25 protein-coding genes are annotated in these 24,353 nt (G+C 30.3%); 15 read left to right on the top strand and 10 right to left on the bottom strand.

Features of this window, described 5'->3' with window-relative positions; all coding sequences use genetic code 11:
• The 4 genes from tnpA to H527_RS0101330 form a co-directional block, all read right to left on the bottom strand.
• Positions 1 to 351, bottom strand: a 351-nt coding sequence (gene tnpA, locus H527_RS0101315) for an IS200/IS605 family transposase (RefSeq protein ID WP_027411035.1), incomplete at its 3' end; no start/stop codon positions are given.
• A 152-nt stretch (positions 352 to 503) separates the two neighbouring features.
• Complete coding sequence (locus H527_RS0101320; RefSeq protein ID WP_027411036.1) at positions 504 to 1,403, bottom strand: DMT family transporter; 900 nt, start codon at positions 1,401 to 1,403, stop codon at positions 504 to 506.
• 77 nt (positions 1,404 to 1,480) lie between these two features.
• Positions 1,481 to 2,125, bottom strand: coding sequence for a thiamine phosphate synthase (locus H527_RS0101325; RefSeq protein WP_035087119.1), 645 nt, complete (start codon positions 2,123 to 2,125; stop codon positions 1,481 to 1,483).
• A 181-nt stretch (positions 2,126 to 2,306) separates the two neighbouring features.
• Complete coding sequence (locus tag H527_RS0101330; RefSeq protein ID WP_027411038.1) at positions 2,307 to 2,918, bottom strand: DEAD/DEAH box helicase; 612 nt, start codon at positions 2,916 to 2,918, stop codon at positions 2,307 to 2,309.
• A gap of 289 nt (positions 2,919 to 3,207) precedes the next feature.
• Here H527_RS0101330 and H527_RS0101335 point away from each other — a divergent pair, with 289 nt between their 5' ends.
• The 13 genes from H527_RS0101335 to H527_RS0101405 all read left to right on the top strand — a co-directional run bounded on the left by H527_RS0101335 (position 3,208) and on the right by H527_RS0101405 (position 16,204).
• On the top strand, positions 3,208 to 4,302 hold the full coding sequence (locus tag H527_RS0101335) for an alkene reductase (RefSeq protein ID WP_027411039.1): 1,095 nt from the start codon (positions 3,208 to 3,210) through the stop codon (positions 4,300 to 4,302).
• Between the two features lie 664 nt (positions 4,303 to 4,966).
• Positions 4,967 to 5,167 (top strand): hypothetical protein, encoded by a 201-nt coding sequence (locus H527_RS23825; RefSeq protein ID WP_155837779.1) that lies wholly within the window; start codon positions 4,967 to 4,969, stop codon positions 5,165 to 5,167.
• A 1-nt stretch (position 5,168) separates the two neighbouring features.
• The gene (locus tag H527_RS0101345) at positions 5,169 to 7,157 is read left to right on the top strand and encodes a hypothetical protein (protein WP_027411040.1); all 1,989 of its coding nucleotides are present in this window, start codon (positions 5,169 to 5,171) and stop codon (positions 7,155 to 7,157) included.
• Positions 7,158 to 7,165: 8 nt separating this feature from the next.
• Positions 7,166 to 8,188, top strand: coding sequence for a hypothetical protein (locus H527_RS0101350; protein ID WP_155837780.1), 1,023 nt, complete (start codon positions 7,166 to 7,168; stop codon positions 8,186 to 8,188).
• Complete coding sequence (locus H527_RS0101355) at positions 8,178 to 8,993, top strand: hypothetical protein (RefSeq protein ID WP_027411042.1); 816 nt, start codon at positions 8,178 to 8,180, stop codon at positions 8,991 to 8,993. The genes H527_RS0101350 and H527_RS0101355 overlap by 11 nt, the downstream gene beginning before the upstream one ends.
• Before the next feature lie 144 nt (positions 8,994 to 9,137).
• A complete protein-coding gene (locus tag H527_RS0101360) occupies positions 9,138 to 9,395 on the top strand; it encodes a type II toxin-antitoxin system ParD family antitoxin (protein WP_027411043.1) in 258 nt (85 codons plus the stop codon).
• A gap of 19 nt (positions 9,396 to 9,414) precedes the next feature.
• On the top strand, positions 9,415 to 9,672 hold the full coding sequence (locus H527_RS0101365) for a type II toxin-antitoxin system RelE/ParE family toxin (RefSeq protein WP_162143801.1): 258 nt from the start codon (positions 9,415 to 9,417) through the stop codon (positions 9,670 to 9,672).
• A 608-nt stretch (positions 9,673 to 10,280) separates the two neighbouring features.
• Positions 10,281 to 10,442: a hypothetical protein gene (locus tag H527_RS0101370; protein ID WP_155837781.1), complete on the top strand. Its 162-nt coding sequence runs from the start codon at positions 10,281 to 10,283 to the stop codon at positions 10,440 to 10,442.
• Positions 10,443 to 10,545: 103 nt separating this feature from the next.
• Positions 10,546 to 10,989: a nucleotidyltransferase substrate binding protein gene (locus H527_RS0101375; protein ID WP_027411046.1), complete on the top strand. Its 444-nt coding sequence runs from the start codon at positions 10,546 to 10,548 to the stop codon at positions 10,987 to 10,989.
• Entirely contained in the window at positions 10,990 to 11,301 is a 312-nt protein-coding gene (locus H527_RS0101380) for a nucleotidyltransferase domain-containing protein (protein WP_027411047.1), read from the top strand.
• A gap of 614 nt (positions 11,302 to 11,915) precedes the next feature.
• Positions 11,916 to 14,171 (top strand): hypothetical protein, encoded by a 2,256-nt coding sequence (locus H527_RS0101390; RefSeq protein ID WP_027411048.1) that lies wholly within the window; start codon positions 11,916 to 11,918, stop codon positions 14,169 to 14,171.
• A gap of 104 nt (positions 14,172 to 14,275) precedes the next feature.
• Entirely contained in the window at positions 14,276 to 15,505 is a 1,230-nt protein-coding gene (locus H527_RS0101395) for an ApeA N-terminal domain 1-containing protein (RefSeq protein WP_027411049.1), read from the top strand.
• A gap of 99 nt (positions 15,506 to 15,604) precedes the next feature.
• Complete coding sequence (locus tag H527_RS0101405) at positions 15,605 to 16,204, top strand: hypothetical protein (RefSeq protein WP_027411050.1); 600 nt, start codon at positions 15,605 to 15,607, stop codon at positions 16,202 to 16,204.
• Positions 16,205 to 17,186: 982 nt separating this feature from the next.
• On the opposite strand, the gene H527_RS0101410 is transcribed toward H527_RS0101405, so the two are convergent.
• A complete protein-coding gene (locus H527_RS0101410; RefSeq protein ID WP_027411051.1) occupies positions 17,187 to 18,737 on the bottom strand; it encodes an SDR family NAD(P)-dependent oxidoreductase in 1,551 nt (516 codons plus the stop codon).
• Positions 18,738 to 19,050: 313 nt separating this feature from the next.
• On the opposite strand from H527_RS0101410, the gene H527_RS0101415 reads away from it, so the two are divergent.
• Both H527_RS0101415 and H527_RS22950 read left to right on the top strand, forming a co-directional pair.
• Positions 19,051 to 20,253: a multidrug effflux MFS transporter gene (locus H527_RS0101415; protein WP_035087121.1), complete on the top strand. Its 1,203-nt coding sequence runs from the start codon at positions 19,051 to 19,053 to the stop codon at positions 20,251 to 20,253.
• A gap of 74 nt (positions 20,254 to 20,327) precedes the next feature.
• Positions 20,328 to 20,909 carry a YceI family protein gene (locus H527_RS22950; protein ID WP_051316579.1) on the top strand — a complete coding sequence of 194 codons (582 nt, stop codon included), beginning with the start codon at positions 20,328 to 20,330 and terminating at the stop codon, positions 20,907 to 20,909.
• A gap of 4 nt (positions 20,910 to 20,913) precedes the next feature.
• Here the strand turns inward: H527_RS22950 and H527_RS22955 are convergent, their stop codons facing one another.
• The 5 genes from H527_RS22955 to H527_RS0101445 are packed head-to-tail and all read right to left on the bottom strand — an operon-like array spanning position 20,914 to position 24,341.
• The gene (locus tag H527_RS22955; protein WP_051316580.1) at positions 20,914 to 21,456 is read right to left on the bottom strand and encodes a 4'-phosphopantetheinyl transferase family protein; all 543 of its coding nucleotides are present in this window, start codon (positions 21,454 to 21,456) and stop codon (positions 20,914 to 20,916) included.
• On the bottom strand, positions 21,453 to 21,707 hold the full coding sequence (locus tag H527_RS0101430; RefSeq protein WP_027411053.1) for an acyl carrier protein: 255 nt from the start codon (positions 21,705 to 21,707) through the stop codon (positions 21,453 to 21,455). The genes H527_RS22955 and H527_RS0101430 overlap by 4 nt, the downstream gene beginning before the upstream one ends.
• 24 nt (positions 21,708 to 21,731) lie before the next feature.
• On the bottom strand, positions 21,732 to 23,006 hold the full coding sequence (locus H527_RS0101435; RefSeq protein ID WP_027411054.1) for a beta-ketoacyl-[acyl-carrier-protein] synthase family protein: 1,275 nt from the start codon (positions 23,004 to 23,006) through the stop codon (positions 21,732 to 21,734).
• Positions 22,999 to 23,901: an alpha/beta hydrolase fold domain-containing protein gene (locus H527_RS0101440; RefSeq protein WP_027411055.1), complete on the bottom strand. Its 903-nt coding sequence runs from the start codon at positions 23,899 to 23,901 to the stop codon at positions 22,999 to 23,001. Before H527_RS0101440 ends, H527_RS0101435 begins: the two co-directional genes overlap by 8 nt.
• A complete protein-coding gene (locus H527_RS0101445; protein ID WP_035087181.1) occupies positions 23,898 to 24,341 on the bottom strand; it encodes a 3-hydroxyacyl-ACP dehydratase FabZ family protein in 444 nt (147 codons plus the stop codon). The genes H527_RS0101440 and H527_RS0101445 overlap by 4 nt, the downstream gene beginning before the upstream one ends.
• Positions 24,342 to 24,353: the final 12 nt, after the last annotated feature.

Genomic DNA, 24,353 nt, shown 5'->3' on the forward strand with positions numbered 1-24,353 from the left:
ATTACCAGTACTCCAACAACCATATCCAATACCCCAAAAATGTCTGCCCCAATATTTATGCTTCAATTCAGGAAATTCCTCTTGAAGCTTTCTAGAACTTCTGCCTTTTAATTTCTTAACTAAATCACTTACTTTTTGAGATGGACGATACTCTAAATGCATATGAACGTGATCTTTAGAAATCACTCCCTTTAAGATTTGAATATCCTCAGAATCACATATTTGTATCAATAGAGAACGACAGCGTATCTGAATATCACCTTTCAAAACATGATAACGATATTTTGTACTCCAAACTATATGAACGCTCAACCGAGAAACACTATGACCATTTGACCTTTGTTCTTGCATAAAACAAAGATAAAGGTTTTTAGAAGCTAAAGCGAAATGCACTAAAGTACATAGTTTTAACTATTTTTGAGACCAATAAATTAATAGATTTAATCAAAAGAGTTTGATTTGGAATGCATTTGTAAAAAAATACTTTTTCTTTATATTATAATTTAGGAATACAAAATTAAAAACACTCCTATCATAATACCCAATAATGGAATTAATTTCTTTCGCTTATTTTTTTCTTTAAAAACAAGACCACCAATAACAACAGCAATTAATATCTGACTTCGTTTTATAGCAGATAATAGCATAATTAATGCTTCAGGATCTTGTAAGGCTTTAAAATAAAAATAATCTGCAGCTTGTAATAAAATACCAACAGCTACAATAGTCCACCTCCATTTAAACTCTTTTCGTTTTTCAACATAAGGAAACCATGTTATCGATAAAATGACCAATAAAATTAATATAGTGTACCAACAAAACCAAAACTGTAAGGTTTGTGGATTCAACTCCAAATGTTGAATTAAGAATTTGTCATATAAACCACTGGAAGCTCCTAAAAATGTTGCTCCAATAATAGCGAATATCCATTTATTACTTTTAAAATTAATCCCTTCTTTTTTTCCTATTTTAGAATATAGCAATACTGAAAAGATAATAAGAAAAAAACCTATCCATTGTAAAAAATTAGGTTTCTCCTGATAAATTAAAATAGCACCAATAAAAGTAAAAAAAGGACCAGCTGAACGTATCGGAGTAACAATAGTTATAGGCAAATGCTTTAAGGCTTGATATGCCAAAACCCAAGATGTTGTCATTATCATTGATTTCACAAAAATAAAACCATGAGTTTTCCAAGAAATGCTAGTAATCTGAAATCCTATTTCTTTAGTATATTCTGGAAAATAGAGAGAGCCTATAAAAAATGGAAGAAGTAACAAAAATCCAGAACAAATTGTGCCCAAAAGCACAGGAAAAACTTCATTTCCTTGTACCGCATGTTTTTTACACAAATTATGTAATCCTAAAAAAAGTGCTGCCAATAAGCCTAAATACATCCACATGGCGCGAATATAGTTTTTTAAGCCATTTTATAATTAAAAAACTAAGTGATTTTTATGATTTTTAGAAATAACCAATTTTATTTAAATGTATAGCGTTGCTCATCTGTTGAAGATGCATTTAGTAATTGATTAAATGTTCTTATAGTATTAAAATTTCGGGTAATTTCTCCAGATACAGCGACTCCAGAAACACCTGTCTCTAGTATATTTGTAACATCTTCTATAGTTATACCTCCAACACCAATAATTGGAGTTTCAGTTTTTAAGATCTCTGTAATTGCAGTATATCCATTTAAACCTAAAGCTGTACTTAAAATGTCTTTGGTTGTTATTTGTCTAAAAGGACCTAAACTAATATAATCAACTTCTTTACCAATTAATGTTTCGCAATCTTGTAAGGTATTTGCTGTACCACCAATAATTTGCCAAGAGTCTAAATATTTTCTGACTATAGTAGGACAGTAGCCTGTTTTTTTTAAGTGTACACCATCTGCTTTAACTTCTTTTGCTATTTTGTAATGATCGCTAATAATTAATCTAGTTTGAAAATGAGAAGTAATCTCTCTGGCTTCTTTTGCTAATTTTAAAAGTTTTTTTGGGGAAATATTTTTAAAACGTAATTGCACTAATTCTGCGCCAGAGGTACATGCTTTCTGGATGTTTTCCAGATGTTCTTTGGGAGAATTTCCTTGAGATATGTAGTGTAGTTTAGATATAATCATGTCTTAGTTAATTATTATTGGATACATTTTACCAAATAAACTTATGCTTAAATTAAAAAAAAGTTGTGTTCTAATATTTTGCATTTTTAAAGGTATTCATAAAAATATCTTTCTTAACTATTACACAAACATAGTAGTGTTTAATTAAGGACATGTTATAATATATCCTAATAACGGTACCTTAAATACTAACTATTTTGGAATGTTCCATAAAGTAAGACTCAAAACGTTTTAGTTTTGGATGTATGTTTTCTGAATATAATACAAATTGGCATTTTTTAATACTTTGAGTAATCGAAACAAGAGCAGTATATACTGAATTTTGAGTTAGAAATTCAGCATCGTCTATACTAAATATCTTTAGTTGAGAAGTACTTACTCCATTCAATAAGAACAACTTGTTCATGGTCTTGGGTGTAGAAATAAGAATATCTACCCCCATAAATATTTCTGATTTTTGCACATCAATATGAAGCTGTTCATACCCTACATAAACTCGTAATGAATTATGTTTAGTATATGTTAAAAAAGCATCATATAATTCCATAGCTTTTTCCTTATTTTCTACAAGAACTACGGCTCTTGGTGCATTTCCCACTGCTTCACATTTTAATTTTTGCAAAGTTGTAAGTATAAGCGTAGTTGTTTTTCCACTATCCTTTGGAGCGGTGCAAAAAACATTAGCTCCACTTTTTATTACAGGAATACTACTTTTCTGAAAAGGAGTAGGTGTTGTTATTTCTAGATACTCTAGCTTCTCTTGTATATCGGAGTGTAATTTTTTAAAAGGCATAGAAATTAAAGAGGTAACAGTTTAGCGTAAAATTCATAAATAATAAAAGCAAATATACTACCTAGAAACGAAATAAAAGGACGTAATCACTTTTTCTATTTTAGAACTCCAGTTGCTGATATGCTATTAAATTAATAAAACCCTTATATAAAACAAATAATACATTTACCAAAAGGGCACTTTCCTTTGGTAAAAATGAAGTTAAATCTATCTTAATTGATATAAGTCAACAGTATTGATTTTTATAGTAATGTAAATTTGTAATATTAATAAACTATAAATACAGTATATGAGCAAACAACATTTATTAACTCCATATAGTAAAAACATTACCCTAAATAACAGAATTGTCATGGCACCTATGACACGTAGTAGGGCAAATAATGAAGGTAATGTACCAACTGATGATTTACATGGTTTGTACTACGAACAACGTGCATCAGCAGGTCTAATAATTACAGAAGGCTCCCAAGTATCAAGTAAAGCCGTAGGTTATATAAATACCCCTGGTATCTTCACAGAAGCACAATTACAAGGTTGGAAAAAAGTAACAAAACGAGTACACGATAAAGGTGGAAAAATATTTATTCAATTATGGCATGTAGGGCGTATATCACATCCTGATTTTCATGATGGAGAATTGCCATTATCCGCATCAGCTATAAATCCAAATACTAAGTCATATACTCCAGAAGGATTTAAAGATACTGTTACACCTAAGGAAATGACTATTACTGATATTAAAACTACGGTTAGCGATTTTCAAAATGCAGCAAAAAATGCCGTAAAAGCAGGTTTTGATGGAGTAGAAATACATTCCTCTAATGGCTATTTATTTCATCAATTCTTTAGTGAATCCTCTAATAAAAGAAGGGATGAATATGGTGGTAGTATAGAAAATAAAACTCGTTTCTTTTTTGAAGTATTAGATGCCATGAAAGAAGTGATCCCACAGGAAAAAATTGGAGCACGTTTTAATCCATCACTAAATGGTCTATTTGGTATGACTATAGATAAAGACACAATCCCAACGTTTGAATACATCATTAAAAAATTAAATAATTATAATTTAGCATATGTACACCTTTCTGAGCCATTTACAGATGTTTCAGAAACACCATATGCCGTAACAGAAATTGCTAAGCATTTCCGTCCGCTATATAATGGAACATTAATGATTAATACAGCGTTCGATCAAGAAAAAGGAAATAAAATAATTGAAGAAGGATATGCAGATTTAGTTGCTTATGGCAAACCATTTATCTCAAATCCAGATTTAGTGGAGCGTTTTAAAAATAATTTAGATTTGGCAGAATGGGATCAAGACACATTTTATACAACAGGAGCAAAAGGCTATACAGATTATCCTAAAACCTCAAAATAAATAGTTTAACTAAAACACGTAGCTTTGAAATCATTTTATGGAGAAAATATTATTATGGGGATAACGCGTATTGCTATATCTTTAATTCCATCCTAAATTAACATCTGGAAACTTATTATGTTTTCTGTTTTATTTTAGATCAAAAAGCAGTACCTAAAATGATTTTAGATACTGCTTTTTTGTTGTAACTCGAGTTCGATTAATTAATATTCAGATGTCCCATAAAAATCGTCAATTTGAGTAATTTTCCGTATCAGTATCTCGACAAATCCTGTCTTGAATTCGATACAAAATTCTTAGCAGAATTTTACTCAAACAGACGTATTTCAAAAATGAATCGAACTCAGTCCATCAATGGACAAATCCAAATAATTAGTCATATGATAAATTTGTTGTATCACTATAAATATTTTTTTTCACTACACTTATCCAGTATAGATATAATTACTGACTATAATAAACTCAACTTGTTTCGTACAATCTATATTCTTTAATTGTTTCTTTTAAATAGGTAATACCCTCTAGATACATAAGGGAAAACACTCATTATAAAGGGGGTAAAAACCTATTGTATCATGCTTACCTATAAATTAATTTAGCTACTCAATCAAGATATAAAAGATCTCTTGATACAATTCTAAATATTAATCATAATACTTTTTAGATGAATTATTTAAAAAAACTTTTTCCTAGCATAGTTAGTATTCAAGATTTAACAAGAATAGGTGCTAGTCTTACTTTTTCTATCTGTTTTGCAGAACTGTTTTTTAAATTTGGAAGTTTTACTTTAGAATGTTTATCATTTCTTATTCTATGGTTTTTTACCAATAAACTCATTGACTTCTTAATGATGAAAAAGAAATAACATGAAAACAATTACTATAAAGCAAATCAAGTGTTTCGAAAATGAAGATTTAGCAGGGGATGATGAAATACGTCTCGAAATTAGAGCCGATGGTAATACTACAGACACCTTACATAATGAAGATTTTAATGATGGAGAGACATGGACATTAAATAAATCTTATAATTTCACTAATCATATACAGTTTAAGATGATGGAAGGGGATTGGCCAGATCCTGATGATCATTTAGGAACACATATCATTAATTCGAACACCTCTCTTATTAATGCAGCAGTATCTTTTACAAAGGACGATGCTGATTATGAATTGCTATTTGATCTTATCGTTCAAAACACAACGACCCCTGCAGAAACAACTGATCCACTCACAGGTTCTATAACAATTCGCCAATTTTTTAGTAGAATAGGAAAAGGCATTATTCCCCAAGCAGAATATGATAATTATATTGAGGATAATAGGCTATACAGAATAGGCAATGAAGTTATTAGTCTAAGAGATACTTTTCAACGTCATAGTTCTCAAGATGGTAATAAAAGTAACACAAAATGGGTTCGCAATTGGATCCAGACTCATTGCAACTATAGAAGTCCGGATACGTATATAGGAGATAAACCAGAAGTGTCCTCAGCAGTTAGCATTTTTTTTACAGGAAAAAATTGGAAAACAGTTAAAAATGAAAAAAGTGTTCAGATTTCAGGATTTCAAGACTATAGCAGAGTTACTTATACAGATAATCCATTTACTCATGAAACCAGAGATTGGAACTGGGATGTAATTCCAGACCCTCAATTCATGTATTTATTAGGAGAAGGGTATAAAGGTAAGGGGAGTGGAACAAACAGAATACCTGTTATTCATAATGAATGGGAAACAGGATCATTTCCCTTGCAATGGCGTCCATTTTGGGGAGAATATCTTACCTTTTGGGGGCGTCATATATGGGATGTAGGACATGCCCCAACAGTTACCGAAATTCATCCAGCACACACTATTATAAGAGAACATACCAGTGCTGCTCCCATAGGAACAAATAGAGTAGTGGTACCTATTAATGAAGCATATATTGGTATGGGGTTATCTGGGGGGTATCCAGGACATAGCGGAGATAGATGGGATGCAGAATTTGGAGGAGTTCCGGATGATGTATGGGGGGATACTACAGATTGCTGGTCTACAAATCTAAAAAAACATCCAGTTAAATTTAAGTTTTACCCACCTGTTAAAAGACCCAATAATAATGCTACTCTAAAATTTAACATAAAACTTTGTCAACATATTTTAGTAAATAACAATAATGAGTTAGACGATTTTCTCGAACTTACCCAAAATGATAACCCAGCCTATGGCGGAGAGGATTTAGCATTCAGAGATTGGAATACAACTTCTGGTTTTAGTAGAGAAAATACCAGTAATGAGTTTAAGCCTTCTTTCACTCTTAAAGAAGGCCCAGATGGTATGCAATCCTATTATGATGTTGTGATAGACTTAAGCGAAATGTCTAAGATCCCTGTGGGCTATCATGCAATCATTCAATGTGGGTGGAATACCACAGCAAATACTACATTACAAAAATATGAAGTAACTTTTAAAACCATTAAAGCACTATCAACAGATGAATGGTATGATGATTGGCATTTGTATTATGGGGTTAATGGCCTTTGGAGTGCCTGGTGGACTGATGATTTTGTAGAAGAGGGGGATACCTATACACACAATAAAAAATTTAGTTTTTGGACCGTAGATGATATGCCTATTGTAATTAGAGATACAGGTATAGAATGGGATGGAACAGATTATGCTAATGAAAAACTAGATACTATAGATCTAATTCTTAAAGGGGCGGATCACTTTAATAGTCTTCGAAGTAAAGCAGCCACAGACGATCACTTAACAATACTCTCAGATACTTCAAATATTATCGAGTTTAGAGTAAAGGGAAAAGGTGGAGATACTTCACATCAATGGAAGATAAAAATCGAAAAAAAATAAACTGTATTATGAATATAATACCACAAATAGAATTAGCGATCACCCAAGGAAGATTACTAAAAAGGCTCAAAAATACAAAAGGAACCCACAATTATATAAATCCAATAGAATTAGCAATTCCAGCTTTACTTTCCGTATCAGGAGGACCTAAAGAAATAGTGCCCTATTATCAAAATACTTCCGATAATATAAGTGATATTAAGGTAGTTTTCAAAGGTATATTATACCATACAGCCAATGCAATGCTTACTCATAACAAAAAATTAGGCGAAATGGCACTCAATCATCCCGCAATACGTGACAAAATTCATGTCGGCCCACTTGCTCGATTAACATATCCAGAAAAAACAACTAGAGCTCTGGGATTATTATTCGTAGATACATCAACATATTTAGGATTACGTAATAAAGGAAATATGGATTGGGATGATGGTACTTATGAAACTGCAATGGCAATAAGCTATCTTTGGAGAAGGGTTATGACCGATAAGTTTAAGTTAACCCAATCGCATAATCAAGTTCATTTTGAAACCAGAATATATTTAAAAAACTTGTTGAAAAAATATCCAGACCAACCCTTTGTTCGGTTTGTAGAAGAACGCTTTAAAATGGCATGGTATTTAAAAAATGATCCACAAAAAAAAGAAGTTAAAAATTATTTCTCTACACTTTCTAAAATCAAAGGTACAGATGATACCTCTAAGTTATGGCGTTTACTTAGTAATTCATCACTCATTGATTTTGGTTTACGCTATCCTGATCCAGAACTACTACAAGAAAGTTTTGAAAATCTGGAATCTGATTTAGAACAAAAAATAATAGAACAACCTGCAATACAACTAGCGAAGGCAAAAATGTTTGCACAAATTAAAGATACTACTTCAGTAAAAAAAATAGCATTAAAACTTTCTAAATATAATAGTATATTTTATAAAAAAGAGTCCATACAACTCTACAATATAATTGGAGACACAAAAAAATCAACCCTTTTACAAAAACAACTTTTAAACACACAAAATTATGGCAACTGATATTCGATTAGATAATACTGTAGTAGAAGTAATTGGTAATTTCACCAATTTCAAAAAAACAAAAACCAGTAATACTTCCGTACAAATTGATTCCAGATATGGTAACATTACATTAGGAGGTAATAATCAAGATGGTGATTTTACAGTAAAAAGCAAGAATGGCGAAAATACATTATCTATTAATGGTGATGGTGCGAATATGGTACTCGGAGGAGGTGGACAAAATGGAGATTTTTATGTCAAAAACAACCAAGGTAAAAATACGGTTCATATTAATGGTAAATATGGTAACATTGCTTTAGGAGGTAATGGTCAAGACGGTGATTTTGTAGCACTTAATAAAGAAGGAAAAAATACAGTTAACATTAATGGATTACATGGCAATATTATATTAGGCGGAAATGGACAAGATGGAGATGTGCTGGTAAAAGATAAAAATGGAAATACAACTATACATTTAGATGGAACTGCTAAAAGTGCAAGAATAGACAATAACCTTTCTGTAGGTAATACTGGATCAGGAGGAGATATATTTGTAAAAAACAATGAAGGAAAAAAGACTGTTTTTTTAAGTGGTGATCAAAATAAAATTACAATAGGGTCAACTACAAATAGCGGGAAAATAGATCTTAAAAATGCAGATAATATTAGTGTAGTTTTTATGGATGCAGAAAATAAAACAGTAACCATTGATGGCGAAATTTTCTTAAAAACTACAGATAGCACAACTTTGGGGGTATTAGCAGAACTTCAAGCTTTACGCCAAGAGTTAGAAACCTTAAAAGCAACTGTAAATGATTTGTAAACTACCATATTCTTAAAAAAGGTAACACTATAAATTCACACACAATATGTCTGGAATGGAATGATTAATTAATAGTTTTAATTTTGGTATGCTTAATGAATACTATATATTACACCAATAGTATGATTATATAAACATTCAATTATGTCAACAATTAGAAAAACGATCACATTTACAGAAAAACAAGATAAGTGGATCAAATCTCAAATTAAGGCAGGAGAGTTCACAAATGATAGTGAATATCTTCGTGATTTAGTAAGACGTGACCAAGCTAAAAAAGCAAAATTTTCAGTACTTAAAGCTGCTATAACTGAAGGTATGGATAGTGGTATTAGTGATAAATCTGTGTCAGATATTATGAAAGAAGTGGAAGAACGTATGCGAGCGGATGGGCGTTTATAAAATATCAAGAAAAGCAGAGATGGGTCTTTTCAAATTATATGAATACGGAATTGAAACATTTGGGTTAAAACAGGCACAAGCATATTTAATGGGAATGCACGATATGTTTCAGATTCTATCAGACAATGTCAATCTTGGGCGTGATGCATCAGAGTTTATTTTATCATTAAAACGATTTTCTTATAAATCTCATTCTATTTTTTATTTGGCTACAGATATTGATGTTTTGATTGTTCTTGTATTGAATCAAAGTATGGATTATGAAAAAAATTTATAGATTTTAATTCACATTTTTGATACAATTTTATATAATGCAAATTATGAATTACAGTTTTGTATTATAATGTACTTGCGTGAAGTTTAATTTATAAAAAGCAATCGAGCGCATAGGCAGCGGCAATACGGCACCCATTCGATGATAGGAGAGTAGGGAAATGTGTGTGGAATGGGAATATATGTTATTATTTTAAATTGTTTAAATCATTTTCATCACATTGTATTACAATATATAATAAAATGTATTTTTGAATAAAAAAAGAATTAAAGAAATCAATGGAATCTAGGATATATAATACTGAAGGAATTAAGTGAAAAAAAATGTCTATTTATGATGTTGCAAATATTTTGAAGAACATAGTATATTAAATAACAACCAGTTGATTTATTCTTTGATGTTTTTATATTCAGCTGATATAATAGATTTTAGTGAACCTTACATTTATGCTAAATGATTAGATTAAGAAAACTCTATACATTTCCTAAAATCACTAAACCTATATTTTTAAAGATGGGATAAATTTCATTTTAGGTAAACGTGATTTATCATCCAATAAAACCAATGATGTTGGGAAATCTATGTCTATGGAGTTTCTTAATTTTTGCCTTTTGAGAAGAGAAGATGGAAGTAGGGTTCTTAAAATTCCAAAAACGATTTTAGATCCAGATACTCAAATATGTTTGGACATTGAAATTAATAGTAAACCTTTAACAATAGGCTTAGGAGAACAATTAAAAAAATCATTTGATCAAGTTAATAGTTTTAAATAAAAAGTAGAATCTTTTCAAAACCATATTATTCTAGGACGATATTAACCAAATCTGATAGGTTTATTAGAGGAAATAAATATTCTGAAAAATAACATTTTATATAATGAATAATAAAGATATACGTTGGCATCAACGTTTAAGTAACTATAATAAAGCATTAGCACAATTTAATAAGGCTATCAATATAGCTAACGAAAGAGAATTAACTGAATTAGAACAACAAGGTTTAATTCAATCGTTCGAATTTACGCACGAATTAGCTTGGAATGTAATGAAAGATTATTTTTTTTACCAAGGTAATCCAGAAATACGAGGTAGTAGAGATGCTACAAGAGAAGCTTTTAAATTTAACTTAATAAGTACTGGAGAAATATGGATGGATATGATTATTAGTCGTAATAAAACCACTCATACTTATGATGAGGATACAGCTAATGAAATTGTTAGTAATATCTTAAATGATTATGTTCAGTTATTTAATGATTTTAGTGTTAAAATGATTGAGTTAAGAGAAGGAGAACAACAAGATTTATTTGAAGAAGAATAAATGAAATATGGTTTAAGCAAGATATCAATTGAAAAAATACTTGAAGTATTTAAAGCTAACTCGGAAATAGAAGAAGCAATTATCTTTGGATCCCGAGCTAAAGGTAATTATCGTGAAGGATCAGATGTAGATATTACGTTAAAAGGGGATAAATTAACTTTTGATAAATTATTAAGAATTGAAAGCCAAATAGAGGATAAGTTCTTACCATATAAATTTGATCTATCAATATTTGAAAATATCGATAACAAAGAATTAATAGATCATATAAATAGAATTGGTAAGGTGTTTTATAATAGAAAAAGTCTATAAATTCTTTAATATTATGTAAAATAGAATTTAAAAGTTTAAAATCTGTAGTCATATCCTCACTTAATACCCAAGAAACTACTTTGTCGGTCTGCTAAATCTATAATAACGGTTAAATAATTCCATACGCGATTTTTAATAAGAGCAAAAAGGTTAGCTTTTATTTTGGCGTTGACAAGCGTTGGATAATTGTGTGTAAAATAAAATTGAATCACTGTGGGATATTTTACATAATATTACATTATAGCTACGAATGATCTTAACGTTTCTCAAATTGGCTTTTACATAATTGCTGACGATATAAAACACCTGACGGTGTTATGATATCTGCAACTATGTAAAATGCAAGCATCCGCCAATTTGCTACAATAACATTTGTACTATAATGTTCTGCGTTATGTAACTTTGCTTTGGTAAAAAGCTTTTACCAGAACTAATCTTCTTTTATTTTTTTCTTTCTAGAAGTTTCTTTAAAAAATGTAATGGAATATGCTTTTCCCAAAGCGAAGATAGGAGCGAAGTGGGAATGTGTATGGAATGGGATTATTCTTTCTAATCTTCAATTAATTACGGAATTCCATAAAAAGATACTTGTTAAAATTAACTAAATTTGAACTATGGATTATTTTACACTTTGCGTCACTTTTATTTCTCTTTTATTAGGTATAGCCTATCCTATCCTGATACAAATTACATCAGAAGACAAGTATTCTTCCGAAGCTATACTTGACCTTTTCGAAACCAGTAATAGAAAGAGATTTTTTACTATAAATTTAATAATATCTCTGGTTTTAGTCCTCTTAGTATATCTAAAATTCCCACCTCTTTTTTCATTCAACGTTGAGTGGATGGATTATTTATTTAATAATTCAGCCAAGATTTTGCTTTTAATTTTTTCTGTTCTTCTCATAATAAATTTCTTTAGACTTATTAATTTAATACAGACATTTTATAGAACCACTAGACTCATAGACTTTTTAGGCAAACAAAGGAAAAAGGTAATTGAGAAAAATGATTTTACTTCTTTTGAGGGAATGTCTGATATTTTGTTTTGGTCTATCCAAAATCAAAATTTAAAAGTTGCTAGAAAAGTTAGCGGTTATTTTTATGAACTATTTCAAGAATATAGAGAGAATTGGGATAAAGAACAGGATAAAAAAAATGAAGGTTTAATTTACCCTGATTTATTTTATGGAGTGGTTTATAATACGATAGAGCAAAGTGTAAAAGCGGACAAAAACAGTTTCAAATTTTTAGAAGCTAGAACAAGCGGTTTAACTTGGTTACTTGGGGAGTTTAGATGTCCAAAGATTAGTGAAAGAACTTATGTCTGGATGTGGAGAAATATTGTATTAGCAATTGAAAATAATCGATTGGATTTAGTTTTTATGCATTGGAGTAGTGCGCATCAATACTTTCAAATGAATTTAGAGTATTTAACTCCTGAGTATGACAATTCTTCTAGAGAATTAATAGTAACAAATCAAAAATTAATAGATGAAAGAGCTAATGAAAGAGAACTTTTCTTAGAATTTCATTACGCATTAGGAGGATTACTTCTTTATAAAAACAAAATTAAATTCATTAAAAAATTGTTCAGCTATACGACAAGTCAACCAGCTGATTATTATTTGTTACCGATACATATGAATCAAGTTTTTCATATGTTTTTTAAGTTTTTTGACCCAAATGAAAGACATTTTCCGTGGATAACTACCAAATATTATTTTCCAGATTTGGATGGAGTAGGGGCTCAAGGAGTTATAAAAAATTGGATATGTCAGTATATTGGAATACTGTTCATAAGGCAATTTAACATTCACGCATATTACACATATCAAGTTCCAACTGAAAATCCAATTTTGCCAACTACTACATCAGAAAAAAGGCATTGGCTTGATAATATAAGTTACTTTAAGGAAATAATTAAAACTAAAGTTAATGATAAAGAATTAATGAAAATTTTAAATTTCAAAATTGATTCTCAATATTTAGATAAAATAAATAATATAGAACAAGAAATTAAGAATGACTTTGATTATGCAGAAAGAACAGCTGTTCCTTTGGATGAAAAAGTCGAATTGTATTTTAATACTGTAAAGCAACTTTTACCACCAACATTTGAATCATTAGAACTTATTAATAACAATAGCAAAGAGCCTGAAAAAACTGAAACAGAAGTTTTAAATATAGTCGGACAAACTAATTTAACTGAAAAGGGTTCTTTTACGGACAATGGAATTGCCCATTTAAATTTTCATAGCTTTTTGCCTGAAACAACAAATAGAAGAATCAAAGAAAACTTATCTTCAATTTTTTATGTAAAATCGAATGAACATTATTACGTAACACAAGAAGATGCCTTTAAATCATTAGACAATCTTAAAATTAAATCAGATAAACATATTATTATTCTATTTGGGATAATGAATTTCTCTTATTACATCAATAACTTAAATATCCAAGGTCTATCTGAAAAAGATTATAAAGGAATTAAAATCATACATTTTCCCGTTAGCGTTAGAAATGTTGGAACTTCATTATTTGTGCTTAAGAAAAAGCATTTGCCTTGGATAGGTTTCAATGAAATTCCAGATGAGCATATTAACCTCTACGAATTAAAGCTATTAAATGATAAGTATAAATTATATAGTACAGTATCAGATTTAAATACTAATAATGAATTACGAGAAGCAATAATTAAAGAGGGAAAGGATAAAGATACAGATTTAGAAAAATATGTTTATCAAGGAATTAACTTTAGGACAACTCTGAGATTTAGTAAAAAACTCAAATTAGTTAGAATTCAAATCAAAGGATATTTTGATAATGGAAGAACTGTTAATAGTTTGAGTGATATCAAGAAGTTTTAGGAAAATGTTAGAGTAATGAAGGGGGTTCTTTAAAGCTAATCTCTATAATTTTGGAGTTGAATCAATGTCCAAACAAAAAATGATATATATACTTACAATACATAGTGAAAAAAGATAAAAAATATTACGGAGACATCTGGTTTGTAGGTAAAGAAGATAAAAAACAGTTTTGTGTTCTCTTTTTTAAAGATGATGATATATTTCTTGAAACAAACCTGTGCTCTGAAAAAAGAGTTTATAAAGAATTACAAATTGTAGGCACATTCACAGGTGTTGGTTATGTTACGTTTATTGATTGTAGAATCCAAAACTCTGCTTCTGGTATCTCAGAACTAAGAATATATAGACCTAAATATACATTTGTTAGTACAAGTCATTTTATTAATGCAATTGATTTACAAATCAAGGAATTCTCTGTTGTAAATAATGCTATTGTTAAATGGGTTAATTTTATGAATTGGTTCGATACTCAAACAAATAACTTATCAACGAAAGAGTTTAAAGATGAATTCAAGATTGAAAAAGAAGGACTAATAATCGAAATTCAACATTACATAAATTATCATTCAAAAAATCGTTCAGAACTCCATATAACAAATAAAGGAGCCATAAAGTTTACTTTAGATAAACCAGTCGCAATTCTCAAAGCTATTGAGATTTATAATCAGTTCCAAAAAGTATTACAGCTATTAAGAGGTGGCTCAGAAAAATTTAGTGAGTTTAGCTTTAAATGTCTTAGTTGCAATGAATGGAAAGAACTTTATTATAATGACAAAAATTTATCTAAAAAAACACCCACTTTTGTCCATACAAATTATGATGAGATAACAGATGATTTGAATAAAGTCTTGGAAGTAGTTTATAATGATAATGACTTTAAATTTTGTCTTGATAGATTGATGGAAAATTTTATTACCAACCACTCAAGTCATAGCAAGAGATTTACAAATAGTATATCAGCATTTGAAGCATATTGTAAAATATATTCTGGTATTAATCCTCCTAACTTAAAGAAATACATAAAACATTATAAATCTGCTTTTAAGTTAATAGGAAAACTAACTGATGAAGATTGGGAAACGTTTCCTAGTAAACTGATAAGGTCTAGGAATTATCACATTCATAGTGATTTAAAAAATAAAAATATTTTTACAGATTTCGAGCTATTGTATATTAGTTTTTTAATTGATTATGTTATTGGGTATCTACTTTTAAAAAACATAGACGCTTCTAATTTATTACTTGATAAATTTATAATGCACGGTAATTCTGTATATGTAGATATGAAACGTACTAATCAAATATTGGGAACAAATCCATTAGAGAATGAATAGTGAATATTTAAAATACGAGCTAAAAGAATTCAATTTAGAATTATTTTCAAAACCAAATGGGAGGGAAGGAGTTGATTTTTTAATAGGAGATTACCAATTATGAATATAAAAGATGAAATCTTAGTCATACACAAGGTTTTTGAGTCCATAAGTAATAAAGTTGTGTCTGAAACTGATGATAGGGTAAGTAAAACATTTAAAATAAGCGACTTACCCAACCACAAAGACTTTACTATAGATGTAAATGCACACGCAAATTCGAGAAATATATTTACCGAGTTAGATAAAATAAAATGTGATTGTTTATATTGGTTTGATTTAAAAACAGTTGAACAAGCGAAGGAATTAAATAACCTTTTAAATAAATATAGAGAGACTAACATAAAAGGGACTGAAAGTTATAGAAGTGTGCCTGCAACAAACAAAAATGATAATAGTAATGTTTTATATGTAGGTGTTCGTCGTGGTGGCTATACTAAAAAATGGAATTTAACAAATATCACTGGAAGAATTAATCAACATCTTGGTTATTATCACAATGGAAACACACAAGGTTTGCAATTAATACACTTTGCAAAAGATTGTGATTTTGATATAACAATTAACGTTATTAAAATTGAAAATCCCAATAGTATTTATCTAAATATAATTGAGAAAATAGTTGCACAAAAACTAAAACCTCTTTGTGGTAGACATTAAACATTATGTAAAATAGAATCTAAAATCTCAAAAATGGCCTCAGAAAACTTTGGGCTAAACAATAGGCAAAGGAGCGTCCATATTTTAGAGGTCTAGTACTAAGGTTTAATCAAAGTTTTCCATATTCATTCTAGTTATAAACAATCTTATAAGTTAGAATGTTTTCTAAAATATAGCGACTGCGCCGTACATTGTTTCCAAAGTTTTGTGCAGCCTTGATTTTTTTGTTTAGCTCACGCGTTAATATTTTATTGGAGTTCGTGAATCTCCTAAAGTCGATTTCTTTTTTTATCAAGACAAAAAGATATGCAAACCCTTAGAATGTTTAATCTGTGTTCTGCAGATAGCATGTGTATAGAAATTATCTCGTCAGAGTAATTTTATACTTATGCGGCAACCTTCACGAGAATAGCGTAAAAACTTTTATCACGTATATTTTATCAAATACGCGATTTATAAATTACCTAAAAGTGTTTGCTTTTTTTGGTGTGGCCAAGCGATGGCAAATTGTGTGTAGAGAAAAATGCATTGAGCATTTTTATTTACAAAACAATAAAGCGGTCGGGCGCGGCAATTTTACATAACGGCAAATTATAGCTACAAATGGTAAACGTGAGGTTTAATCATAAACGCTACAAAATAATTTTAATGACCCCAGTAGCTACGATTATTATGAAATAGAATTATCCTGGGATATTTTACATAGTATTACATTATAGCTACTAATAATAAACTGGCGTGAGTAAAACGGCTGTTACATAAATGCTAACGATATAGACCTAAAGGCGCTATATCTGCATCTATGTAAAATAGAACCGAAAAAGTTCTATTCGCCGTTTTACTCATATATTATATTTGTACTATAATTTATATTATGTAAAATAGAATGTTTTAAAACAGCTACTCTATATTAGAATTGCTGTTTTAAAATTTATTTATGATTTTGGTGTTTTAAGCTTTTCTAAAACGTAACATATTTATCTTACCAAGATATCGGCACATAGTCTTTTAAAAATTTTCCTGCCCAATGTTTTCCTGTATTGATACCGTCAAATAATGGATCCATAACTCGTGCTGCACCATCTACAATATCTAATGGCGGTTGAAAATCATGTAGTTCTTCTTTTCTTTTTGCCAAAATTGCAGGATCTTCGTCTGTAACCCAACCTGTATCTACAGCATTCATAAAGATTCCTTCTTTTGCTAAACTACCCGCCGCTGTATGCGTTAACATATTTAAAGCTGCTTTTGCCATATTGGTATGCGGATGACGATCTTCCTTAAAAAAACTATGAAACTTTCCTTCCATAGCAGAAACATTAATTATATGTTTTTGCCCTGTATAGTCTTTTTTCATAATTTCAGATAAACGATTGCATAATACAAATGGCGCTACCGAGTTTACCAATTGTACTTCTATCATTTCTGTAGTTTCAATTTCTCCAAGTTTTAAACGCCAACTATTTGTGGTTCTTAAATCTACTTGCTGTAAATCTGCATCCAACTCCCCTTCTGGAAATACCTCCTTAGCAACCAGTGAATTATCAAAACTATATGGTATTTGTGATAGCTTTGCAGATGCTCGTAAACCTATTCCTGGTTCTGGTCCATGCCAAGTTACTGGCATATTTTGATTAGATGATGCTCCTGTAGTCAATGCTTGCAATTCTTGTAAACACTCCAGATGATCTACTAATACGTCTTTAGCATATTTTGGTAATTCTTCTATTGGCAATTGCTCATTTTCCATTAAATGGGAATAAAACCCAGCAGGACGCCTAACCGTTTGTGCAGCGTTATTTATTAATATATCTAAACGCTTATACCGTTGCTCTATAAAATTACAAAAAATCTCTACACTAGGTATATGTCGTAAATCTAACCCATGAATTTTTAACCGATGTCCCCACGAAGTAAAATCATCTTCTCTAGAAAAACGTAATGCTGCATCTACAGGAAAACGTGTAGTTGCTACTACCGTTGCACCTCCTCGTAATAGCATTAAAGCAATATGGTACCCTATTTTTAAACGGGATCCGGTAATTATAGCTACTTGCCCTTTAACATCGGCTGTTTGAAAACGTTTCGCATAATTAAAATCACCACATTCGCCACACATAGTATCATAAAAATGATGTAGTTTGGTAAATTCGGTTTTGCATACATAACAATTTCTTGGTGAAGATAATTCTGGTTGCTCTGTATTCCTGATTTCAGATACTGGAAGCAATTTTGGAGCTACAAATACGGTAGCTTCTCGAGCACTTCGTATTCCTGTTTTTTTACGGGCATCTTTGTTTCTTGCAGCAATCTTACGCTTTGCCGCTTTTTCAGAGTCCTTTTTTCTTTGTTTAAACTCCTCCTTATTAGGTCTGGATAACATCCCTGCAGCTTTCATTAACGCGACTCTTCGCTCTTCAGAAATATCAAAAATAGTATTAGTATTAGATATTAATTTTTCTAATGTTATAATGCACTGATCTATTTCTTCGATAGTAACTCCTTGTTTACTATCTATTTCATTCTGTTCCATAAAAAAAAATAAGCTGGCAAATTTAGTTTTAAAATCGGTATCTATACCATCTTATTTAAACATTTTACCTAAGTAAGTGACGAAAAACCATACTTTAGCATTAATTATTGATATTCAATTAATTACACATGAATTTGTTTTGATATAGTGTTATTTATGAATAGATTCCGTTCTTCAACGGAATGATAAATCAGCTCATCTCCATATTGTGTGTATTTTGTCATGTATAAAGACATTTTATGTATAAAATTTTAGGAGGACTTCTACGCAAAAAATCTCCTGTTTTCATACATAAATATCATACTTTTGCGTCATGTCAAAAAAGAAGCTTGCACAATTAGAGTTTATAACTCTAATGGCCTCCCTAATGTCAATCGTAGCACTTGCTATTGATGCTATTTTACCCGCTCTGGATAATATTGGAAAAACAATCGGAACCACACAACTTTCGGATAATCAACTGTTAATAACCATGATTTTTTTAGGTCTGGGTATTGGTCCATTAATTTTTGGCCCTATTTCTGATAGTTTAGGCAGAAAACCGATTGTTTATATTGGTTTTTTAATATTTATTGTAGCTAGTTTTATTTGTATTTATTCTACGAGTATAGAAATGATGGTTTTTGGCAGAATCTTACAAGGAATTGGACTTTCTGCCCCAAGGACTATAAGTATTGCAATGATAAGAGATTTATTTACAGGAGATTATATGGCACGTATTATGTCCTTTATTACCGTAGTATTTATTTTAGTGCCTATTATAGCACCAGCAATGGGCAAATTTTTTCTGGATCATTATAATTGGCAAGCAATATTTTATGTACAGCTTATATTTAGTATTCTGGTTTCTATCTGGTTCTGGAAAAGACAAGCAGAAACCTTAGAGTTATCTAAGCGAATAAAATTTACTCCCACTATTTTTATAGATGGTATAAAAGAATTAGTTAAACATAAAACTACAATTGGCTTTACCATTATTTCTGGCTTTATTACAGGTTCTTTTATGGTATACCTAAGTACCTCTCAACAAATATTTGAGCAACAATATCATTTAAAAGAAGAGTTTCCTTATATTTTTGGGCTTTTGGCAATATCTATTGGTTCTGCTATTTTTCTAAACGGAATATTTGTGATTAAATATGGTATGGAAAAACTGGTAACAGCTTCTTTATTTGCTTTTTTTGGTGTTTCCTTATTGTATATTCTACTATTTTATAATTCTCCCAACCCAAGTGTCGTTGTTTTGTTATCGTTTTTTGCAATGCAATTTTTTTCTATTGGCTTTTTATTCGGAAATTTAAGAGCTCTCGCAATGCAACCAATTGGGCATATTGCAGGAATCGGTGCAGCAATCACTGGCTTTATTTCTACTATCATGGCTGTTCCTATTAGTATGTACATAGGTAAATTTGTAAAAGACTCTACTTTGCCTTTATTTATAGGTTTTTTACTATGCGCAACACTATCTATCGTTATACTTTTATACTTAAAAATAATAGGAAAAACAGAAAGATAAATTATTAATTTCATTACATTTCTTCTTAGAATGATGTTTGATTATCTGTATCTTTAAAAATTTACTTTTAGTATATGAAAATTTTTATTTACATAGTAATAAGTATGTTTTTAATAGAAGGAGTCGCTCAGAATATTCTTACAAATGAATTAGCTCCTAATCCAAAACTTGATTATACTCTAATTAATGATTTTAAAAGACTTGAATTTGATAAAGAAAAATCTAGAATATCTTTTGATTGTAAAGAAGGAAATACTTCTGGTACCATTTCTGGGTTAGATTTTAAAATTAAATTTAACCCAAAAGACCCTGAAAATTCTAGTTTTATTGGAACTGCCCTTGTAAAAACATTAGATACCGATAATTTTTTAAGAGATGGTCATCTTATGTGGGAAAAATTCTTTTATAAAAAAAAGTACCCAAAAATATTATTTAAAAGCACCCACGTAGTTGCCTTTGGCGAAAACACATACAAAGTTATTGGTAATTTGACTATAAAAGGGATAGAAAAAGAGGTTATTATTACATTCTCCCAAGATGATAAAAAATTACTGGGTATTACCACTATTTATACTAGTGATTTTGGAATCCATATTCACGAAAATCGAGAACAGAATAAACTGGATGTACGTTTTTATTTTCCTATTCTCCCATAATTTTTTAGATCAAAGCTACAAATGCCGAGTATTGCCCATGATGCGTTATCGATATTGGTATTGGTGTTGTTTTTTGATCTATACGTATAGTCGGTACGCCATTATTATCCTTTTCAAAACAAATTAAAGATATATGTGTATTTAGTTTTTGACAGATAATTTTCTTTGCTTCATAGCGTATGTCTGCAATATTTTCATAAACCGAAGAAAAATAATCTTTATCCGAAATCCTAGCAATTGTATACATATATGTATCCTTAATTTCTGTATTTGTTTTATAGACCGAATTATCGATATACACTTTCCCTACTAGGGTACACTCAAAACTTTTTGGATTGAGCGCAGGAGATAGCTTAAAACGCCTTTGATGAGCTTTATATACAGCTTCTTTCATGCTCCAATATTTCCACACTAACATTTCAGGATTTTTAGAGCTCAAAATATCCTTTTGTTCGGCACTGGTACATATTTTTTGTAACCAGCCCCTTCTCTGCCAATTACTTTGCTCTTTGGCTACTTGAAGATCTACAATATCATTGCCGATCATTTTGCTTTCAATTTTTGTTCTATTACTTGTATAGAAGCTTTAACGGTTAACATTTTTTCCATTGCTTCATTATCTATTTCGATATCAAACTCATCTTCTACATCGAGTATTACATCTACCAAATTAGCTGAATTAATCTCCAGATCTTTTATAAAATCGGTGTTTTCATTAAGATTTTGAAGCCCTTCTTCATTTTGCACATACGGCGTTATAATTACCCTTAGTTTAGATAGTAATTGTTCTTTATTCATTTTTTTGTGTTTAAATCGTCTATTTTAGGAATACTTTTTAAAAATAACACATGCATTTACATCTCCAAATCCAAAACTAGCTTTGGCTATAATGTTTGGAGAAAAATCTAGTGTACGAGTAGGAATTTTTTCTCTATTAATTAAAGATGCAATTTCTGGATGCAGATCTTCACAATTTATGTTACCAAACACATAATTTTCTTTAAGCTGCAATACCGTTGCAACACTTTCTATACTTCCTGATGCTGCAAGACAATGCCCTACCATACTTTTTAAGGAATTAATATAAGGAAAATCTTCTCCTTTTCGTTTTAATGCTTCACACCAATTTTGTATTTCATCTACATCTTTAATCGTAGCAGTTAAATGTCCATTTATAACATCTATATCCTCAGATTGTATACTTGCATTATCTATTGCTTTACGAATACAACGTTGTACTGCTTCATTATTGGGAGCGGTCATACTACCGCCACCACGTTGTCCACCACTATTTACATGACCTCCTAATATTTCGGCATATATAGTTGCTCCTCTTTTTTTGGCACTCTCCAAGCTTTCTAGAACCAAAGCTCCTGCTCCACTACCTGGTACAAAACCACTAGCAGTAGCACTCATAGGTCTGGAAGCTTCTGTTGGGTTATCATTGTATTTATATGGTAAAATGCGCATAGCATCAAAACCTCCCCAAACGTAAGGACCACTATCACTAGTACTTCCTGCAAGGATAACTTCTGCTTCGTTATTAGTAATACGGTTATACGCCATTAAAATAGCTTCTGTACCTGTACTACAAGCAGAAGAATTAGTGGTAACCATATTTCCGCAACCAATCATCCCCCCCAAAAAAGCACTAATCCCGCTCGCCATAGTTTGTGTAACTGTTGTGCTTCCTAATCTTCTAACATTTCCATTATCTACTTTATAAATGGCTTCTCTAAATTTATCTACTCCCAATATTCCTGTACCAAAAATCACTCCTGTATCCCAAAGAGGAATATTTGATTTGTTTACAGAAAACCCTGCATTTTGCCATGCATCCATACCTGCCATCACTCCATATTCCATACCAGAAGCACTTAAACCTTTTAATTGAATAGAGTTAAAGTAATCATTTAAATATTCTTTTTTATATATTGGTAAACCAGCTATTTGACACGAAAAATTTAATCTTTTTAATTCTTCAATATAACATATACCACTCACCCCCTTTTGAATATTTGAATTAAATTCTGAAACGTTCGTTCCGCTTGAAGAAATTACCCCTAACCCCGTTATAACTACACGTCTTTTATTCATTATTTATAGCAAGATTAATAATAGATATTATTTTTTGCAACCCCTTTTTTGCTTCAGGTAAGATTGGTAAAAAAGGCCAAATATGTGGCATCTTTTCACCAAAAATTACATCGACAGTTGTTTTATTTAGTTTTTCTATTTTTTCAACCAATATTTCTTGATCTGGTGTTAAAATATCGTTACTAGCCATAAAAAGATGTATTGGAGGAAAGTTTTTAAAGTCTCCATATAAGGGTGAAATTAAAGGATCTTTTAATGATCGTTCTCCAGCACACATTTTTTTTGCTGATTTCACTCCTTTTTTACTAAGAATAGGATCGATTAAATCTATAGATTCTATTTTTGGATTAGTTAAACTAGCATCAACCATAGGCGTAATAGCAATCAATCTACTCGGAGTTTCTTTTTCTTCTTTTAATAGTCGCTGTGTAAGAGTCATTATTAGGTTTCCTCCTACAGAATCCCCAATCAAAATAATTTTAGATGGATCAAATATTTTGATAGCTTCTAAATAAACTTGATATATATTTTCTGTTATTGTTTTGATAGTATATTCTGGTGCTTTTGGATAATCTACCACCCAAGCACTAGAACGTGTCTGTTTTACAATTTTAGAGATAGTTTTCCAGTTTTCTTGAGTTGGACCATAAATAAAAGCTCCACCATGACAATATAATAATAAGAATCCTGTATCTGCTTCATTAGGCCAAATGTGGGTTACTTTGCTATTATAAATTTTTTTAGACTCAAATTTCAATCCTAATAGCAGTCGTAAATTTGGAGTATGTATGTCTTGTTTTCTTTTTTTTAAAAAATCAATTGGATCTTTGGTCCAAGATTTTTTTTCTCTTTTTATTTTAAGTGCTAATTTTAATAATGAATACCTTAAACTCATACTTTATTTTTGTTAAATGCCAATCCTGACACTATCCCTTTAGCAACTAAAACACCTTTAGAGTTATGCATTACTACATTACATTTTAATTTATTAAATCTGAAATAAACTTTATTGGCTTTAACAATTACTTTTTCTTCAGGAAATACAGGCTTATAAAAATTCATTTCGTTGCTAGTCATAGCAACTCCAAAGTCCTGTGTATCCCAAACTCCTTTTAGCAAATAAATACCAAAACAAGCTAATCCTATCTGCGCCATACATTCTGTAAGTATAACACCAGGAGTAATAGGGGTATCTATAAAATGTCCTTCATAAAAATATTCATCTTTTTGAAATATATAATTCCCTATAATATGATCATCATCTACCTCTATTATTTCATCTACAAATAAAAACGGTTTGGTATAGGGCAATTTTTGTATGATATCTTTATTCATCAAAATAATTGG

This window comes from Aquimarina muelleri DSM 19832 (assembly GCF_000430665.1).
Classification (GTDB): domain Bacteria; phylum Bacteroidota; class Bacteroidia; order Flavobacteriales; family Flavobacteriaceae; genus Aquimarina; species Aquimarina muelleri.

Coding starts and splice junctions, on each gene's coding strand:
- H527_RS0101320 (WP_027411036.1), bottom strand. CDS start 1,403: ATGTGGATGTATTTAGGCTTATTGGCAGCACTTTTTTTAGGATTACAT.
- H527_RS0101325 (WP_035087119.1), bottom strand. CDS start 2,125: ATGATTATATCTAAACTACACTACATATCTCAAGGAAATTCTCCCAAA.
- H527_RS0101330 (WP_027411038.1), bottom strand. CDS start 2,918: ATGCCTTTTAAAAAATTACACTCCGATATACAAGAGAAGCTAGAGTAT.
- H527_RS0101335 (WP_027411039.1), top strand. CDS start 3,208: ATGAGCAAACAACATTTATTAACTCCATATAGTAAAAACATTACCCTA.
- H527_RS23825 (WP_155837779.1), top strand. CDS start 4,967: ATGAATTATTTAAAAAAACTTTTTCCTAGCATAGTTAGTATTCAAGAT.
- H527_RS0101345 (WP_027411040.1), top strand. CDS start 5,169: ATGAAAACAATTACTATAAAGCAAATCAAGTGTTTCGAAAATGAAGAT.
- H527_RS0101350 (WP_155837780.1), top strand. CDS start 7,166: ATGAATATAATACCACAAATAGAATTAGCGATCACCCAAGGAAGATTA.
- H527_RS0101355 (WP_027411042.1), top strand. CDS start 8,178: ATGGCAACTGATATTCGATTAGATAATACTGTAGTAGAAGTAATTGGT.
- H527_RS0101360 (WP_027411043.1), top strand. CDS start 9,138: ATGTCAACAATTAGAAAAACGATCACATTTACAGAAAAACAAGATAAG.
- H527_RS0101365 (WP_162143801.1), top strand. CDS start 9,415: ATGGGTCTTTTCAAATTATATGAATACGGAATTGAAACATTTGGGTTA.
- H527_RS0101375 (WP_027411046.1), top strand. CDS start 10,546: ATGAATAATAAAGATATACGTTGGCATCAACGTTTAAGTAACTATAAT.
- H527_RS0101380 (WP_027411047.1), top strand. CDS start 10,990: ATGAAATATGGTTTAAGCAAGATATCAATTGAAAAAATACTTGAAGTA.
- H527_RS0101390 (WP_027411048.1), top strand. CDS start 11,916: ATGGATTATTTTACACTTTGCGTCACTTTTATTTCTCTTTTATTAGGT.
- H527_RS0101405 (WP_027411050.1), top strand. CDS start 15,605: ATGAATATAAAAGATGAAATCTTAGTCATACACAAGGTTTTTGAGTCC.
- H527_RS0101410 (WP_027411051.1), bottom strand. CDS start 18,737: ATGGAACAGAATGAAATAGATAGTAAACAAGGAGTTACTATCGAAGAA.
- H527_RS0101415 (WP_035087121.1), top strand. CDS start 19,051: ATGTCAAAAAAGAAGCTTGCACAATTAGAGTTTATAACTCTAATGGCC.
- H527_RS22950 (WP_051316579.1), top strand. CDS start 20,328: ATGAAAATTTTTATTTACATAGTAATAAGTATGTTTTTAATAGAAGGA.
- H527_RS22955 (WP_051316580.1), bottom strand. CDS start 21,456: ATGATCGGCAATGATATTGTAGATCTTCAAGTAGCCAAAGAGCAAAGT.
- H527_RS0101430 (WP_027411053.1), bottom strand. CDS start 21,707: ATGAATAAAGAACAATTACTATCTAAACTAAGGGTAATTATAACGCCG.
- H527_RS0101435 (WP_027411054.1), bottom strand. CDS start 23,006: ATGAATAAAAGACGTGTAGTTATAACGGGGTTAGGGGTAATTTCTTCA.
- H527_RS0101440 (WP_027411055.1), bottom strand. CDS start 23,901: ATGAGTTTAAGGTATTCATTATTAAAATTAGCACTTAAAATAAAAAGA.
- H527_RS0101445 (WP_035087181.1), bottom strand. CDS start 24,341: ATGAATAAAGATATCATACAAAAATTGCCCTATACCAAACCGTTTTTA.